This window comes from Ferdinandcohnia sp. Marseille-Q9671, from assembly GCF_976954385.1.
Map to the genome: position 1 here is coordinate 1 of NZ_CDRJTA010000004.1, position 16,120 is coordinate 16,120.

Annotated in this window: 14 protein-coding genes; 10 read left to right on the plus strand and 4 right to left on the minus strand. The window is 37.8% G+C overall.

Annotation, left to right across the window (positions count from 1 at the left end; genetic code table 11):
- Positions 1-800: 800 nt before the first annotated feature.
- Positions 801-2,345: a LysM peptidoglycan-binding domain-containing protein gene (locus ACWNMY_RS15365; RefSeq protein WP_449539140.1), complete on the minus strand. Its 1,545-nt coding sequence runs from the start codon at positions 2,343-2,345 to the stop codon at positions 801-803.
- 458 nt (positions 2,346-2,803) lie between these two features.
- On the opposite strand from ACWNMY_RS15365, the gene pqqB reads away from it, so the two are divergent.
- The 5 genes from pqqB to ACWNMY_RS15390 all read left to right on the plus strand — a co-directional run bounded on the left by pqqB (position 2,804) and on the right by ACWNMY_RS15390 (position 7,339).
- The gene (gene pqqB / locus ACWNMY_RS15370; RefSeq protein WP_449540459.1) at positions 2,804-3,709 is read left to right on the plus strand and encodes a pyrroloquinoline quinone biosynthesis protein PqqB; all 906 of its coding nucleotides are present in this window, start codon (positions 2,804-2,806) and stop codon (positions 3,707-3,709) included.
- A 3-nt stretch (positions 3,710-3,712) separates the two neighbouring features.
- On the plus strand, positions 3,713-4,447 hold the full coding sequence (gene pqqC / locus ACWNMY_RS15375; RefSeq protein ID WP_449539141.1) for a pyrroloquinoline-quinone synthase PqqC: 735 nt from the start codon (positions 3,713-3,715) through the stop codon (positions 4,445-4,447).
- Positions 4,448-4,474: 27 nt separating this feature from the next.
- Positions 4,475-4,795, plus strand: a complete 321-nt coding sequence (gene pqqD / locus ACWNMY_RS15380; protein WP_449539142.1) for a pyrroloquinoline quinone biosynthesis peptide chaperone PqqD — start codon at positions 4,475-4,477, stop codon at positions 4,793-4,795.
- The gene (pqqE, locus tag ACWNMY_RS15385) at positions 4,773-5,906 is read left to right on the plus strand and encodes a pyrroloquinoline quinone biosynthesis protein PqqE (protein ID WP_449539143.1); all 1,134 of its coding nucleotides are present in this window, start codon (positions 4,773-4,775) and stop codon (positions 5,904-5,906) included. Before pqqD ends, pqqE begins: the two co-directional genes overlap by 23 nt.
- Before the next feature lie 158 nt (positions 5,907-6,064).
- Positions 6,065-7,339 (plus strand): MFS transporter, encoded by a 1,275-nt coding sequence (locus ACWNMY_RS15390; RefSeq protein WP_449539144.1) that lies wholly within the window; start codon positions 6,065-6,067, stop codon positions 7,337-7,339.
- Positions 7,340-7,504: 165 nt separating this feature from the next.
- Here ACWNMY_RS15390 and tnpA read toward each other — a convergent pair whose 3' ends face one another.
- The 3 genes from tnpA to ACWNMY_RS15405 form a co-directional block, all read right to left on the minus strand.
- Positions 7,505-7,975 carry an IS200/IS605 family transposase gene (tnpA, locus tag ACWNMY_RS15395; protein WP_144929329.1) on the minus strand — a complete coding sequence of 157 codons (471 nt, stop codon included), beginning with the start codon at positions 7,973-7,975 and terminating at the stop codon, positions 7,505-7,507.
- Positions 7,976-8,172: 197 nt separating this feature from the next.
- Positions 8,173-9,264 (minus strand): DUF1648 domain-containing protein, encoded by a 1,092-nt coding sequence (locus ACWNMY_RS15400; protein WP_449539145.1) that lies wholly within the window; start codon positions 9,262-9,264, stop codon positions 8,173-8,175.
- 18 nt (positions 9,265-9,282) lie between these two features.
- Entirely contained in the window at positions 9,283-9,675 is a 393-nt protein-coding gene (locus tag ACWNMY_RS15405; protein WP_449539146.1) for a GntR family transcriptional regulator, read from the minus strand.
- Positions 9,676-9,895: 220 nt separating this feature from the next.
- On the opposite strand from ACWNMY_RS15405, the gene ACWNMY_RS15410 reads away from it, so the two are divergent.
- The 5 genes from ACWNMY_RS15410 (at position 9,896) to ACWNMY_RS15430 (ending at position 16,021) form a co-directional block, all read left to right on the plus strand.
- Positions 9,896-10,480 (plus strand): Crp/Fnr family transcriptional regulator, encoded by a 585-nt coding sequence (locus tag ACWNMY_RS15410; RefSeq protein WP_449539147.1) that lies wholly within the window; start codon positions 9,896-9,898, stop codon positions 10,478-10,480.
- 130 nt (positions 10,481-10,610) lie between these two features.
- Positions 10,611-11,579, plus strand: a complete 969-nt coding sequence (locus tag ACWNMY_RS15415; RefSeq protein ID WP_449540460.1) for an NAD(P)-dependent alcohol dehydrogenase — start codon at positions 10,611-10,613, stop codon at positions 11,577-11,579.
- A gap of 30 nt (positions 11,580-11,609) precedes the next feature.
- Positions 11,610-12,116, plus strand: a complete 507-nt coding sequence (locus ACWNMY_RS15420) for a DinB family protein (protein WP_449539148.1) — start codon at positions 11,610-11,612, stop codon at positions 12,114-12,116.
- An 817-nt stretch (positions 12,117-12,933) separates the two neighbouring features.
- Positions 12,934-14,418 carry an extracellular solute-binding protein gene (locus tag ACWNMY_RS15425; RefSeq protein WP_449540461.1) on the plus strand — a complete coding sequence of 495 codons (1,485 nt, stop codon included), beginning with the start codon at positions 12,934-12,936 and terminating at the stop codon, positions 14,416-14,418.
- 262 nt (positions 14,419-14,680) lie between these two features.
- Positions 14,681-16,021 (plus strand): MATE family efflux transporter, encoded by a 1,341-nt coding sequence (locus tag ACWNMY_RS15430; RefSeq protein ID WP_449539149.1) that lies wholly within the window; start codon positions 14,681-14,683, stop codon positions 16,019-16,021.
- Positions 16,022-16,120 lie beyond the last annotated feature (99 nt).

Here is a 16,120-nt window from a genome sequence, read left to right on the forward strand (position 1 = left end):
TTTTTTGATTTTAATAAACCGGAAGGTTTAGTGGAAGCAAAGAATCATTAGGATATAAATAAAGAAAATGAAGAATAAATGGTTGGGTTTCGAGGAGCAAGGAGTTCAAGGAAGCAAGTGAGCGACAACCGGAGTGTACAGCGTACATGAGGATTGGAGGGAGTGAAGCTGACGCAGAAATCCGAAGTTCATCGGAAGCCAACCACCGAACGCGGAAGTTAAGCTTCGGCGCCGATGGTAGTTGGGACTTTGTCCCTGTGAGAGTAGGACGTCGCTAAGCAAACGAGAGATCAGTCTATATGGCTGATCTTTTTTTGTCTTTATAAACCGAAAGGTTAGTGGAGCCAAAGAAGCATTGGGTTCTAAATAAAAACAATAAAGAATAACTAGGTTGGGTATAAGTCAAAGCTCACAAACGATAAATGATATCCCGTAAAAGAGCAAAACGGTATAAAGCAAAGCTAACAAACGATAAATGATATATCGCAAGCGATCTAAACGATATAAAGTAAAGCTGAGAAACGATAAGTGATATACCGAAGACAAACTAAAAGGAATAGCAAAGAAGCATTGTAAAATTACTGATCAAGTGACCACGTAACTGGGACTTTATAATTGTGAGAGTGGGTCATAGTTAAGCAAAAGAGTAGCTGACATGTAGCTACTCTTTTTTGTAGGTATTTTTTTAAAATACGGATCAATAACACTCATTGAACAAAATCATTACTAACTTTATTTTTCAAGAATAACTACTTTCACCCTACGCCATATTCAAAAGCTAGTCCTCATAATTACTATCTTTAAAAAGCAAACACATGATTACCTATAGTAGTCGAGACGGTTCGGCTCCTAAGATAAGAACTCGATGTTTTATCTGGGTTGTAAAAAAATAATGCTCCATTTGTTGGATCTTCGCCATTGATTGCCCGTTTTGCGGCCTCTATGTTTTGTGCGTTAGGCGTGGCGGTATTTATTGCACCCGTTTCTGCAGGTGTAAATTGATAATATCCATAGCTTTTTTCAAATAAAACGTCTTTTATATTATTTGGAAACAAAGGACTTTTTACTCGGTTCATGATAACAGCTCCTATGGCAATTTGTCCTTCTAGTGTTTCTCCTCTACCTTCGCTATAGATCATCTTCGCAAGCCAATCGACCTCTTCTTGATTATCAACAGCTTGTTTTTCTAATGTAACAGTTTGTTTAGCTGGTGCCGATGTACCTGCAGAAGGAATTGTTAATACCTGTCCGAGTTTTAACGAATCCGATGTTAAACGATTTGCTTTTTTGATGGCATCAACGGAAGTACCGTTACGTTTAGCAATACTATACAATGTATCCCCTGAAACGACCTTGTACGTCGCTTTTGTGTCCGTAGTTGGAGATGATGTTTCTCCAGAAGGAATTGTTAATAACTGCCCGAGTTTCAAAGAATTCGAGGATAATTGATTCTCCTTCTTGATGGCATCAACAGTAGTGCCGTTACGTTTAGCAATACTATATAAAGTGTCTCCGGAAATGACTTTATATGTAAATTCATTTGTTTTTGTTGGAGTTGGCTTATGACCTAAAGGAATTGTTAACTCCATTCCTATTTCTAAAAAATTAGATGTTAGTTGATTCGCCCTCTTTATCGCATCAACTGTCGTTCCGTTACGTGCTGCAATACCGTACAAAGTATCACCTGAAACAACTTGGTGAGTCAGTACTTTTGGTGTTGGAACCGATGGATTGTTAGATGGTATTGTTAACTCTTGCCCTATTTTTAAGGAATTCGATGTTAATCCATTGGCCTTCTTTATCGCGTCAACTGTTGTACCGTTACGGTTGGCAATTGCATATAAAGTATCTCCGGAAACAACCATGTACGTAGTTTTATTAGTATAAGTAGGGGGTACTGATACACCAGTAGGGATTTGTAAAATTTGCCCTACTTGTAAAATGTTCGAAGATAAATGATTTGCATTCTTTATATCATTAACAGTAGTACCGCTTTTCTGAGCAATACTGTACAGAGTATCATCAGCTTTAACCGTATATGGTAAAGTAGCAGTCTGTGACTGAGGTACAGTAGATTTAGCTGCAGAGGCCTTTTGAGTTGGAAGTGCTCCAAGCCCTAAAACTGATAGCAGCATGCCTCCTGCCATAATTTTAATAGAATTAATTTTTAACGAAGGAAGCATTTTTTTTACATAGCTAACTGCTTCCTTATTAATATTCGACTCTTCTACACTGGAGACAGTTCCTAACTCTGCAGAGAATTCTGTTGTGTTTTCATTTAGATATAAGATTACTTCGTTTCCTTGTGCTGTTTCGTTTATTCTATAATGAGTAAAATGCTCCAACTTTTCCACCCTCCATTTTTCTTTTACTATCCCCATAACTTGCTTTTTTACAATATAAATTCCTAATGGTCGTCTGTAGCGAATTGATTTTTGTTCTTAGGGAGCATAGCTTCGAGGTATGATTGGTTTGTATGCTTGGCTCTTATGTACTTGTCCTTTTGTTATTGGCAAATTGGACAACTTTATGTCGAAATTCTTGGTTATTATGCAGTAAGAATCAACATAAGATTAGCTTGAAAGGGTGAAATTTTAGCTCTGAAACTTCATTAGCAATTTGTTGTTGTCCTTAAGGGGGTGAATAGCATGTGGGTGATACCTGAGTATGAAGTGATTAATACAGCGGCAGAGGTGACAATGTATGCCTACATTGACAAGTAGGATAAAACCTACTTGTCTTCCTCTTTTTTTATATTAAAACGATTCTCGAATCATGGTTGAAAGGATGAAGCAAAATTCGAATTAGAGTCTTAGGAGTAGCGGCTGGAGGAGGATTTCCACAGTGGAATTGCGCGTGTCCCAATTGTAACGGGGTTCGCGAGGGAGACAGGAAACTCAAATCGTTATTACAATCTTCCCTTGCAATAAGTGCTAATAATAAAGATTGGTATCTTATCAATGCGGGACCGGATGTGAGCAGACAGATTGAATCCTATTCTGCATTACACGCAGGTCCCGGTATAAGAGACACACCTTTAGCTGGGGTTATTTTAACCGACGCTGAACTTGATCATACGATTGGGCTGTTGTCCCTTCGAGAGGGCTCACATTTGACGATATATGGAACGAATGCTGTAAGAAATTGTCTGGCTTCTTCTTTTCCTGTGTTACCCATGCTACAAAACTACTGTTCGTGGGAATGGCAATCCCTTAGTCTAGATTCTACTCTACGTATAAGTGAAGGAAACTTGATTATTGAGACTGTAACAGTTTCTAAAAAGCCGCCCCTATATGTCCAGTCCGATCAGGTAAATGAAAATGAGGATATGTGGGAGGTTGGTTTACTACTAAAGAATGAGAGTTCGGGTAAGTCCGTTGCTTTTTTCCCTACACTCGACAAAATGACACCTGAAATAGAGGCTTGCCTGCAAAAAGCCGATATTTTATTGGTTGATGGAACCTTTTGGTCGGAAGATGAATTGGTTTTATTGGGTGCTACTGAGCGAAATGCAAGAAATATGGGACATCTACCAATTAGTGGTCCATCAGGCATACTAGAGAAACTTTCGTCATTACCTGCTGAACGTAAAATTTTGATACACATTAACAATAGTAATCCAATTTTACAAAGTGACTCAAGGGAAGCAAGTATATTGAAACAGCACGGGATTGAGATAGCCTATGAAGGTATGGAATTGGAGGTTTGATAAATGGTAGAGCAAGGAGGGTTTGCAACAAAGGAAAAGGTTTTTCAAAGAAAGCCTTGGACTCCAGAAGAATTCAAAGAAAAATTAATAGATGTAGGTCGTACATCCTATCATGACAAACATCCGTTTCATGTAGCAATGCATGAAGGGAAATTAAGCCGAGAACAAATTAGGGGATGGGTAGCAAACCGATATTACTACCAGAAATCTGTTCCAATAAAGGATGCTGTTATTCTTTCGAAACTTCCGTCGAGGGAGTACAGACGTGATTGGATACAGCGCATAATCGATCATGATGGGAATCAAAAGGAAGAAGGCGGTATTGAGGCATGGTTAAAACTCGGGGAAGTTGTGGGGCTATCCCGTGACGAAATTCTGAGTGAAGAACAAGTTGTTCCTGGAGTCCGATTCTCTGTGGATGCTTATGTTACATTTGCAAAGGAAAAGCCATGGATCGAAGCAGTTGCATCCTCGTTAACGGAGTTATTTTCTCCTATTCTTATCTCAGAGAGAATAAAGATACTTGAAAGACTTTATCCGTGGATTAATCGGGATGGTCTTGGCTATTTTCGAAATCGCTTAACACAAGCACCTCGTGATACGAATGTAGCTCTTAAAATTGTTCTAGAACATTGCAAGACAGCAGAAGAACAACAAAGAGCAGTGGATGCATTGCAGTTCAAATGTGATGTGTTGTGGGCACAGCTTGATGCTATTGAAAGGGCATTTTCGAAGTAAGAAATAAGGATTGGTGGTGGGAAGAGTATGGCTAGTATCTACCCAAAACTTGCACAAAAAGGCCGATTAAAATTTGATAGGGTAAGAGGAAAACAACTCCTCTTGTTGCCGGAAAAAGTTGTGGTCTTGAATGAAACTGCCGCATCTATACTTGTACTCTGTGACGGAAATGAATCAATTCACACCATCACCGAAAAATTGAGAAGTTCGCTTGAGACCAGTTCAGACATCCGTACAAATGCATTACCCGGTTTTGAAGAGATGATGGCAGACATTACGAAGTTTCTTAGGGAGATGGTTGATCAAGGATGGGTGGTGATGCAAGATGATAGAGTCGAAGACAACTAGGGCACAGCCACCGTATTCGTTACTGGCCGAAGTAACGCATCGTTGTCCCTTGCACTGTCCATATTGTTCAAATCCACTTGAAATGACCTTGAAAGAAAATGAAATCTCAACGAATGACTGGTGCCGTGTATTATCTGAAGCTGAGGAACTGGGAGTAGTTGAGGTGCATTTTTCAGGTGGTGAGCCATTAGTAAGAAAAGACATTGAAGATCTTATTCAACATGCGAGTTCATTGGATATGTATACGAATTTAATAACAAGTGGTGTCGGATTAACCGAGGAGAAGGCCACCCGATTAAAAGAGGCTGGATTAGCAAATGTCCAAATAAGTTTTCAGGCAGGAAAAGAAAAGCTCTCTGATATGATTGGTGGATATAAGGCGTTTGAAAAAAAACGAAAAGCAGTTGAAGCTGTCAAAAGAACAGATATGCATTTATCCTTAAATGTAGTGTTGCATCGTTTGAATATTGATCACTTGGATGACATACTATCATTTGCTCATGAAGTAGGTGCTGAACGGTTGGAACTTGCCAATACTCAATTTTATAATTGGGCATTACTGAACCGGGACCAACTTTTACCTAGTAAAGAGCAGATTGAGCGGGCTAGTGATACTTATAGAGAAGCAAAGGTACGATTTAAGAAAGAAATGGAAATTATATGGGTTATTCCTGATTATTATGCAGTGACTCCAAAGCCTTGTATGGGAGGGTGGGGAGCCATAGCTCTTACAGTAGCTCCAAATGGAGATGTTCTACCTTGCCCGACTGCGGGAATGATTGAAGAAATTACTTATGAGAATGTTCAAGCACGTTCCCTTCATCAAATTTGGTACGAATCAGATTCCTTTAATCAATTTCGAGGTGTAGAATGGTTGCCAGACACTTGTCGTTCATGTGAGTTATTACCGCAAGATGGTGGTGGGTGCCGCTGTCAAGCTTTTGCATTAACTGGAGATGCTTTTGCCACGGATCCTGTTTGTCAATTGGCTCCAGAACATCATATTATTAAAAATGCTCTTGAGGATGCTAATAGCAAAGCAGAAAAGCAGCCAACGCCTATGATATATCGTAACTATCTAGAATATCAAAAAAATACGGTGCAACGGTGATAATGATCGCCATTGCACCTTTTTCTTGGAAAGGACAAGTATTCTGTGAGTATCACCGCAAGCTACCCTACTAAGTTATGAATAATTTAGAGTATGGTATGGAAGGCTTTAAGTAGAAACTTTACTAAAATTCCTAGCAAATATAAGGTGGTAACTACGTGCTTGTTAGTGTTGAGAATCACAGAAATGAACAAATTCATCCGGTTGTTAGAAAATTATTGATTGTCAATTTTATAAGAAGTATTGGACAAGGCATGATGATTGTCGTATTAGCCTTATACCTAGATGCATTAGGATGGGGGACAGTTGCAATCGGGAGTGTGCTTGCAGCAGGAGGCTTACTAAATGTCTTTCTCGCACCGATTATAGGTGTATTGAGTGATCAATTTGGTAGGAAACCATTCATTCTCTTTTCCGAACTAGTTACAGCAGGATGTGCGTTGATTGGAATATTGTCAATAAACCCGATCTTATTGTCTGGAGCGATTGCATTTTCTGGATTTGGAAAAGCCGATGCAGGATCAGCAAGCCCGTTTGCCCCGGCAGAGCAGGCTTGGCTCGCATTCTATATCTCAAAGAATAATCGAGGAAAGATTTATAGTCTTAACAACGCTCTGAGTTTCTTTGGAATGGCCATTGGCGCAATGTTAGTTGGGACTATGAGTATATGGGAACCCACCTTTTTAGTAATATCATCCTATCGTTTAGCATTTTATTTTACGTTTATGTTAGCAATCGCTACAACTACGATAATTATAACAATTCCTGGTGAAAGCTCTAGAAGAGTATCAAACAATGTGGAATCAAGAAATGTAGAAACAGAGAAACTGGAAAAGAAAATCATTCAAGAGGAAAATGCAGCAATTTTTAAGCTTGCAGGGCTGAATGTTTTAAATGGTATTGCCATAGGATTAACTGGGCCGATGATGTCCTACTGGTTCTCAGTGAAATTTGGGGTAAGCAGTAGTCAAATCGGTGGAACGTTGGCAATAACCTTCTTCGCGACAGGTGTAACCTCGATTGCACAAGCAAAAATTTCCCACAAACATGGAACTGTGCGATCCGTTGTACAATTCCGTTACGTAGCGGGCTTACTTTTACTTTTAATGCCATTACTACCGTCTTATTCACTTGTATCGATTGTATATATTCTTCGAACAGCTTTAAATCGGGGAACTCAAGGGGCACAACAAGCGCTTAGTGTAAGTTTAACTAGAGGGAAACGAAGTGGATTTGCATCAAGCATGAACCTCTTTTCAATGCGTTTGCCAATCTCCATTGGACCGTATCTTACTGGTTACCTTTTTGGATTAGGCGCATTATCGCTTCCGTTTTATATTGCCTCAGGTCTACAAATAAGTTTTGCTTATTTTTATGGAAAGACCTTTAAATCCTATGATGCTACTATGAGGTTATATCCTTCATCTGGGTGATTTGGAGTACACTAGTTAATTTGAAACGAAGTAAATCAAAACCACCAGTGTGAACTGGTGGTTTGTTCTGCGGCTGAAAGCCTCTCTTACCGGCCTCGGCCTAAAAGGCCCACTGAATGGTTTCCCCTTATGCACCACATCTACTCGCTGATTCTAAAGAATCTCTTATTTCTTCTTATTTTTTTCTCCGGTAAATGGATCAAACTCTTCGAATAACGTTAATTGATCCGCCATATAATCTTCTCTGAGCTGATTTCTAATATATTCTTCTATTTGCTTCTTATTTCTGCCCACTGTATCGACATAGAATCCTCGACACCAAAATTTTCGATTTCCATATTTATATTTTAAATTTGCATGTCGATCGAATATCATCAAACTACTTTTCCCTTTTAAATAGCCCATAAATTGAGAAACACTTAACTTGGGTGGGATACTCACTAACATATGAATATGATCTCGACATGCATTTGCTTCGTGAATAGTGACACCTTTTCTTTCACATAGTTCTCTAAGTATTTTCCCTATACTTTGTTTGTATTTTCCATAGATAATTTGTCTTCTGTACTTTGGTGCAAACACTATGTGATACTTACATTTCCATGTTGTATGTGCTAAACTGTTCTTGTCCTGCATTTGGACATGCCTCCTTCGTATATTGGATGTAGTGGTCGGGAAACCAACTATATCTTATCACGAAGTGAGGCTTTTTTTGATACCTCGCTATAAGCTCTCTGGAACCCCCGGCATAGCCAGGGGTTTTCAAAAGATACAATAATCAAAATCCCCCATGTTCTTACGATGGGGGATTACTTGTTGTGATCAAAAGAAACTTACATAAAACTGAGCACCAAGATTATTGCTAGCGGCACTAAGATGATTAGATAACCAATCGGATTGCCGAAATTAATGGTCCAACCAACCCCAAATCTTTTTTCAACAAAGATAGATGGGTCTTTACGGTTGAAATAAAAGAGTCCACCTACCCAATGGGAGTCATCGTCATAATCCGCAGTTCCCTTTTCATTTACCTCGATATCGATTTTATCTGAACGCCCTACCTTGATAGCAAAGACAATTGTTCCTGTTAAAACAACAACAAGGAAAATGATTGGTGTTGCAATCATAGTTATTCCATCAAGTAAATCTGGGTGTATTGTAGTAAGTTGGAAGAAGCTAAACATGATTGTCAGTAAGAAGCTAACTAAAAACATAAACCAACTTGAATATTTCCGTAACGTTAGTTGGCGAATGCGAGACGCATTTGTACCTGTGGCAGTTAATTTAATACCAGACCTTTTCGTCCCCACTTGGATTGCTAAGAACATAATCTGCATGACTAGAAGTACTAGTGGCATCTGAACGGCAGACATTGGTGTTTTTTCAGTGAATGCATCAGCTTCCCCGTTAATTCCCCAGTGTGTCGGAATCTGTTCGGGTAAGAGGTCATATTGGAGAACAGTATATCCGATGACTCCGACTGTAATAAGAATCGGTACTAAATAAACATACCATGGAAGCATTTCATCCTGAGAACGTACAGATAGGTCGGCGACTTTTACCCTTTTCCCATCAACACCCCAATTTTGCTTTCTTTTAACTTGAATTGTTTTTCCGTGGAAGTAAAAGTACAAACATAGACTGAAAATAATAATACCAAATTGAAGGATTGTACCTACAAGCACTGTTTGTTCTTCAGAAGGCTCATTTACGAGAGCCCAAAGAAGAAAACCGCCTAAAGCGATAACCGAGAGAAAGGATACCAGAAGTGCATATTTCTTTTTATAAGAAACAAGCTTTTCATTTTTACTATATGGGTCTGGGATAGTGACCCCAAAAATGACGGTACGTTTGACTAGGAAAGGGATGGCTATCTGGATTCCCATTATGAAGATTGCGATGAAAAGAATAATTGCTAACGTCATACAAAATTCCTCCTTGTGTTATGAAAGGTTTTTATTGCTTTTCGTTACGTCTGTAATAATCCTAGAAACGAGCTCTTGAATATGTTCTTTTGGCATACCTACAACGAGTGATTCAGCAATGAGAAGTTTGTACTCATTTTTTAGCCGTTCAAAGGCCGCTTTGTTGAAGTTCTGTGGAAAGGAAATGACAGCTCCAGATTTAGGAATGATTTGGATAATCCCTTTTTTTTCTAATTGATGGTAGCTTTTGTTTACTGTATGCATATTGACGCCGAGGTCAGCAGCAAAGGACCTAACGGATGGTAGGGAGTCACCTGGCTGAACGGAACCTTCAGCAATCCCTTCAATGATTTGATTCGTGATCTGTTGGTAAATTGGAATATCGGATTCAGGTTCAATTTGTATAATCATGTATTCCCCTCCAATAACCTGTTATATATTTATTATAACACCTCTGTTCTATTATATCTATAACAATATAAAAAAGATACAATCGATTGTATCTAAAAAAGAAAATATACTTCAGAAGTATATATTCGTTAGAACGGTAATATAGGTAAAATGTAGTAATCGCGTTAAAAAAAATGAAGCTTGTAGTATTTACATTCTACTCCGACTAAAGGGGATAACCATGAGAGAAAAATTGTTGAAGTATATGACAGAATATACAAATCTGTCTAAGGAAGAGCAAAAAGAGATAGTTGAAGGGATTGTAATAAAAGAATATAAGAAAGGGACCTATCTTATTCGGCAAGGAGATGCCACTACTACTAAATGTTACTTCGTATTAAACGGTTGTGTCAGGCAATATACGATTGATGAATCAGGGAAGGAAGTTACTGCGAACTTTTACACAGAAGAACAAGCGATTTTATGTTATCAATTTCAAGAACAGGATCAGTCGTCTAGATACTCTTATACCTGTCTAGAAGACTGTGTATTAGTTGTCGGGGAATTCGAACTTGAACAAGAAATGTACCAACAATATTCACAGTTAGAATCAATGACACGTCAAATGATGGAAAACCTCTTTAGCGATGTACAAAATGAGTTTGCTAGCTATATCAGCTCCACTCCAGAAGAACGCTACAAAACAATTATTGCAAAACGACCTAAGCTAGTAAGCCGCGTACCACAGCATCAATTGGCAAGTTATCTTGGTATGACACCTGAGTCTCTAAGTCGAATTAAGAAACGAATAAACGAGGCAACATAAATCACCATATGTAAATGTAATGTTACATTTTTTATATCTTACCTTAAGTCAATGACGAACCAGAATCCTCTTTTTAAAATGAAAATAATATAGGTTTTAAAAATTTAAGGATTTTGGAGGAATGAATATGATGAAGGCGATTGTTTCTGATAAATATGGTACACCCGACTCTCTCCAATTAAAAATGATTCAGAAACCAATACCGAAGGATGATCAAGTGCTGATTAAAATTCATGCAGCATCTATAAATTATGGGAATCTGGTTCTATTGAAAGGAAAGCCGTATCTTGCTCGGTTAGCATTTGGGCTTTTTAAACCCAAATTTGCAATACCAGGTGGTGATATGGCAGGAACAGTGGAAGCAGTAGGGAAAAATGTCACCCAATTTCAACCTGGTGCAGAAGTATTCGGTGATTTATCGAGCTATGGTTGGGGAGCTTTTTCTGAGTATGTCGCAGTTCCTGAAAAGGCATTAGTAGGAAAACCTAGTAATCTATCTTTTGAAGAGGCAGCTTCCGTTCCCATGGCTGCGGTAACAGCATTACAAGCAATGAGGGATGTAGGAAAGCTAAAATTCGGGCAGAAGGTGCTGATTCATGGTGCTTCAGGAGGGGTGGGGACATTTGCGGTTCAACTTGCAAAAGCCTTCGGTGCAGAGGTAACTGCTGTGGTAAGTACCAGGAATGTACACATCGCTCAATCAATTGGGGCCGACAAAGTGGTTGATTACACAAGTGAATGTATAAGAGACCATGTTCAGCGATATGATCTTATCTTAGGTGTTAATGGTTCAGAAGCGATTTCAACATATAAGCGCCTTTTAAATGACCATGGAAGATTTATTCATGTCGGTGGGGCGGGTTCACAATTATTCCGTACGATGCTAGTGGGGCCAATGGTATCAATAAACGGTAGTAAGAAAATGAGTGCATTTTTACAAAGGTCGAACCAGGAGGATTTACTCTTTTTGAAGGAATTAATTGAAGCTGGCAAAGTAAAACCAGTAATTGATAAACAATTTCCGTTGAGTAAAGTTCCCGCGGCTTTTTCTTATTTTGAAGAAGGGCACGCCCAAGGGAAAGTTGTGATTACCTTATGATAGGTACGGATTTAAATAAGGGGGGATATTATGAGCTATGTAATCAATGACAGTTTGTTTGAGACGAGAAATGAGTTGATACAGGAAATAGAGTCATTGGATAATGCTCAATTCAATGAAAGACCTGGAGAAGATAAATGGAGTATTGCGAAAGTTTGTCATCATCTAGTGTTAGTAGAACTTGTAACTGCGAAGGTAATTGATTTGGGGCTAAACGAAACCGAAAATAGTAACAGGAAACGTAAAGATATAAGTTTAATTTTAGATCGCACACGAAAAATGAAGGCACCACAGATTGTTGAACCCTCTTCGGAACGATTTGAAGTACAACAGATTATCAAGATGCTAGATCATTCAAGAAAAAAACTACTGGAGACAATAATAGAAATCAATGATCCTACAATTTTGAAGAAGAAGTCAATGGAGCATCCCGCTTTTGGCATCATTCCTCTTGATCAATGGATTGACCTCGTTTATTTACATGAACAGCGGCATATTATGCAAATTCGCGAAATGAAATTAGATATAACTAACTGATAAGGACTTAAGGATATTTGACGAACTTGTCAATATATTCCTAGGTCCTTTCTTTTGTTATGGTATGTTTACTTAGTATATCAATAAAACAAAGCTTCTTAGCTATGAGATGCTTTCTGTCGATTTATTATCGTAATATCAAATATTCATTATTCTGTATTCCATTTCTGAATAACATTTTTTAGTTTTGGTATATGACTTTATAAGGGTTCAGTCAATGGGTATAAAGGTTCAGTCTATAATCCCTAATCAAATAATCTCATTTCTATATAGGAAATTTCACATAATTACTTTGTGTTTTTATTAAACAAAGTATATTGACAATAGTGTTGAAAGCGTTTACTATTAGGTAAATTGCATCTTGATCTCGTCACCTTTTTTAGATAATAAGTAACTCTAGCTATATATGTCGTTAAACTTTAACCTCTTCTGCTTCATATACCTCTATGCTCAACAAAGAATATCACCGTGATCGTCTTACCTATCTTTTTAATTAATAACATCCTGAACGTTACACCTGACTGCTGCATCTTACGTGCATACATAGGAAACATGTCGTACACAGAATAAGCTATTTCTTGATTGTAGATAGCAACACCTGAAAATAAATTAGTAGTATTAAAGATTTTCACATCTACTTATTAATTTCTTAATAGGTAAATTTGAATAAAAAAATACACCAAAACGTAAAGGGGGTCAGGTAAAAAAGTGTTTTTTCTTTTTTTTAGTTTTTAAAAGTAAGAATATTCTTTCGCATCGATGATGATATAGCAAAAGGATGGTAAAAACAAACCAAAGGGGGAGAGTTTAATTGAAAATTGCAAGTAAGCACTTTATTATTTTATGTTCTTTATTTCTACTACTCACATTAGCAGCATGTAACAATGAAAAAAGTTCTAGCAAAACTGGATCAGGTGATGGGAGTGACACAGAGGAAAACTTTAAATTATCTATTATGTTAAATCTACATACACCGGAGGTTCCACAAGAACGTTTGGAGTTATTACTTGAAGAAAAAACAAACACTGACCTTGATATCCAATGGGTACCTGACGGAACTTACGATGAAAGAGTAAATACTGCATTTGCATCAGGTACACTTCCACATGCATTCTTAGTGAAAGCCGGACAATTTGTCCAATTTAAAGAAGCAGTACGCGATGGTCAGTTTTGGGAAATAGGTCCTTATTTAGATGAATTTGAAAACCTAAGTAAACTAAGAGAAAGTACGTTGGAAAACTCATCGGTTGATGGCAAGCTTTATTCTTTATATATGGGTAGACCACTTTCACGTGATGGTTTTATATACAGAAAGGATTGGGCTGACAAATTAGGAATTGATACTCCAAAAACAACTGAAGAGTTTCGTGAAATGTTGAAGGCGTTTACAGAAAATGACCCTGATGGTAACGGCAAAGATGACACAATCGGTCTAACCGTTAGAGAAGGATTAGGGGCATTTAATGTAATAGGTTCATGGTATGGGTTGCCAAATAGATGGGGAGAAAAAGACGGTAAATTGGTGCCTGATTTTATGTTCCCTGAATATATTGAAACGATGAATTATTTCAAAGATCTCCACAGTAATGGTTATATGAACCATGATGCACCGGTTACTAGTAAACAGGATCAACAAGCATTGTTAAAGAATGGGGCAGCGGGTGCTTATATCGGTTCTATGCAGGATGTCTTTGGATTATATAATGATGCAAAAGAACTAAATCCGGATGTAGTTTTCGATGTGCATAACTATGTAGAGGGACCACACGGAGAATATGGTGTGCGTTCGATACCGGGATATGGTAGTTTAATTATGTTCCCTAAATCTGGAATTGATGATGAAGAAGAATTAAAAAAGGTACTTGCATTCTTTGATTATTTAATGTCAAGTGAAGGTGCTAATCTACTAATTTGGGGAGTAGAAGGGGAACACTATGAAGTAATTGATGGTAAAGCTACAGTGATTGATCAAGATAAATTTGATACAGAAATTAAACCATATACACCTCTTGAGATTGGTGAACCATTAACGAATGGTCGCTATGAAGCATATTACGACTATGAACCTGCAACAAAAGCATATGAGTTATATGCAGACAATGATAAGTATGTAATTGATGATCCAACAGTAACACTTGACTCAGAAACCTTTAATAAAAATGCTGGGTCATTAGATCAAATTATCTTAGATGCTACTATCCAATATATTCTTGGTAATATTGATGAAGCTGGATTTGAGGCTGCTATCGAAAAATGGAAAAATGCTGGCGGAAATGACGCAATTGAAGAGTACAATAAATAATTAATGTGAATAAGGGGCTTCGTTTAATGAGGCTTCTTAGTGAGTGAACAGCCAGGGGATCATTCCTCTGGTTTTTTTGATCGAAGAAGGATATGTCTTATCTAGTACTTATTTTTGTTACAATGAACATAAATGTAAAAAATGAGAATAGTAGACTATGAAAAATGATCTCAGGCTTTAGATAGATGGTATCTTTAAGTCTATATTAGTATGTGCAGGATCAGTGTTAAATGATATATGAACATAAGGAGTGTTTTTTATTTTGGCGCAACAGGACTTTACACAAGGATCAATCCGAAAGCAATTATTTACCTATGCTGGCCCAATTATGTTGACCAATCTCCTTCAAGTATCCTATCAATTTATTGATAGTTTATGGGTAGGAAATCTACTAGGCGCGAATGCACTTGGCGCGGTTACCATTTCTACGACCGTCGTGCTTACCATCTTGGCGTTCATCATCGGGATTAACAATGCGACGTTAACGATTTTATCTCAACAAAAAGGTATGAAGGATGACCATGGTATAAAAATGTATGTGAATGCGTTTATCGTTATACTCACTACTCTTTCAATCGTAGTTGCATTAGTTGGGTTCTATTTTTCAAAACCTATTTTACGTTTCTTAGATACACCAGAACAAATGCTGCACGAGGCAGTTGTTTATTTAGAAATTAACTTCCTTGGTATTTTATTTATCATGGGTTATAACTTTATTGGTACATTGTTACGAGCCTTGGGCGATAGTAAAACTCCCTTAAGGTTTGTGTTTTTAGCGGTGGGTTTAAATGCTGTGTTGGATCCGTTATTCATATCTGTTTTTGATTGGGGAATTCATGGTGCTGCATATGCGACCATTTTGGCTCAAGGGATTTCTTTTCTACTCTCATTGGTTTATACAATGCGATACAAACTTGTGCCATATATTCGGCCACGTATACCTAAAAAAGAGGAAGTATGGTTAATTCTTAAATTAGGAATCCCGGCAGGGTTGCAGATGATGGTTATATATGCTGGTATCACCGCAATTCTTTCGGTGGTGAATTCATTCGATGGCGCAGTGGTAGCTGGATTTGGTGCCTCTCAACGAATTGATAGTTTAATAACGATACCAGCGATGGCATTAGGCACAGCCGTGAATAGTATGGCTGGACAAAATATTGGAGCCAATAAGTGGGATCGGGTACATCAAATTGCAATGAACGGGACATTTTTTACTATTGGAATCATGTTAACAATAGCCCTTTTTGTGTTTTTATTTGCAAGAGGATTAACAACGTTATTTATTCAGGACAAAAACGCAATTACCTTTGGGACGGACTATTTGAAGATCATTGCGTTTTCCTATCCGTTTCTAGGGATTAATTTTATCTTAAATGGTATTGTCAGAGGTTCAGGTGCGATGTATCAAGTGTTAGTATTGAACTTACTTTCCTTTTGGCTGCTTCGGTATCCGTTCACATATATTTGCTCGAAACTTATCGGGCAGAAAGGGATTGCACTTGGAATCGGGATTAGTTTTGTTATAAGCAGTATCTTCGCTTTTTCCTATTATAAATGGGGAGGGTGGAAGACGAAAGCGTTGTTTAGTACTGGGAAGTAGTAAGCCGATCATCCTTTGATGGTGAGAGAAATGCCCTCAATACATACGTTACGTTAACGTATTGGTTTTGAGGGCATTTTTGCGGATATTTATGTGCAT

Bases quoted from the DNA above. Each gene is read 5' to 3' on its own strand.
- pqqE (WP_449539143.1), top strand. From the start codon at position 4,773: ATGATAGAGTCGAAGACAACTAGGGCACAGCCACCGTATTCGTTACTG.
- ACWNMY_RS15415 (WP_449540460.1), top strand. From the start codon at position 10,611: ATGAAGGCGATTGTTTCTGATAAATATGGTACACCCGACTCTCTCCAA.
- ACWNMY_RS15400 (WP_449539145.1), bottom strand. From the start codon at position 9,264: ATGACGTTAGCAATTATTCTTTTCATCGCAATCTTCATAATGGGAATC.
- pqqC (WP_449539141.1), top strand. From the start codon at position 3,713: ATGGTAGAGCAAGGAGGGTTTGCAACAAAGGAAAAGGTTTTTCAAAGA.
- ACWNMY_RS15420 (WP_449539148.1), top strand. From the start codon at position 11,610: ATGAGCTATGTAATCAATGACAGTTTGTTTGAGACGAGAAATGAGTTG.
- ACWNMY_RS15410 (WP_449539147.1), top strand. From the start codon at position 9,896: ATGAGAGAAAAATTGTTGAAGTATATGACAGAATATACAAATCTGTCT.
- ACWNMY_RS15405 (WP_449539146.1), bottom strand. From the start codon at position 9,675: ATGATTATACAAATTGAACCTGAATCCGATATTCCAATTTACCAACAG.
- tnpA (WP_144929329.1), bottom strand. From the start codon at position 7,975: ATGCAGGACAAGAACAGTTTAGCACATACAACATGGAAATGTAAGTAT.
- pqqD (WP_449539142.1), top strand. From the start codon at position 4,475: ATGGCTAGTATCTACCCAAAACTTGCACAAAAAGGCCGATTAAAATTT.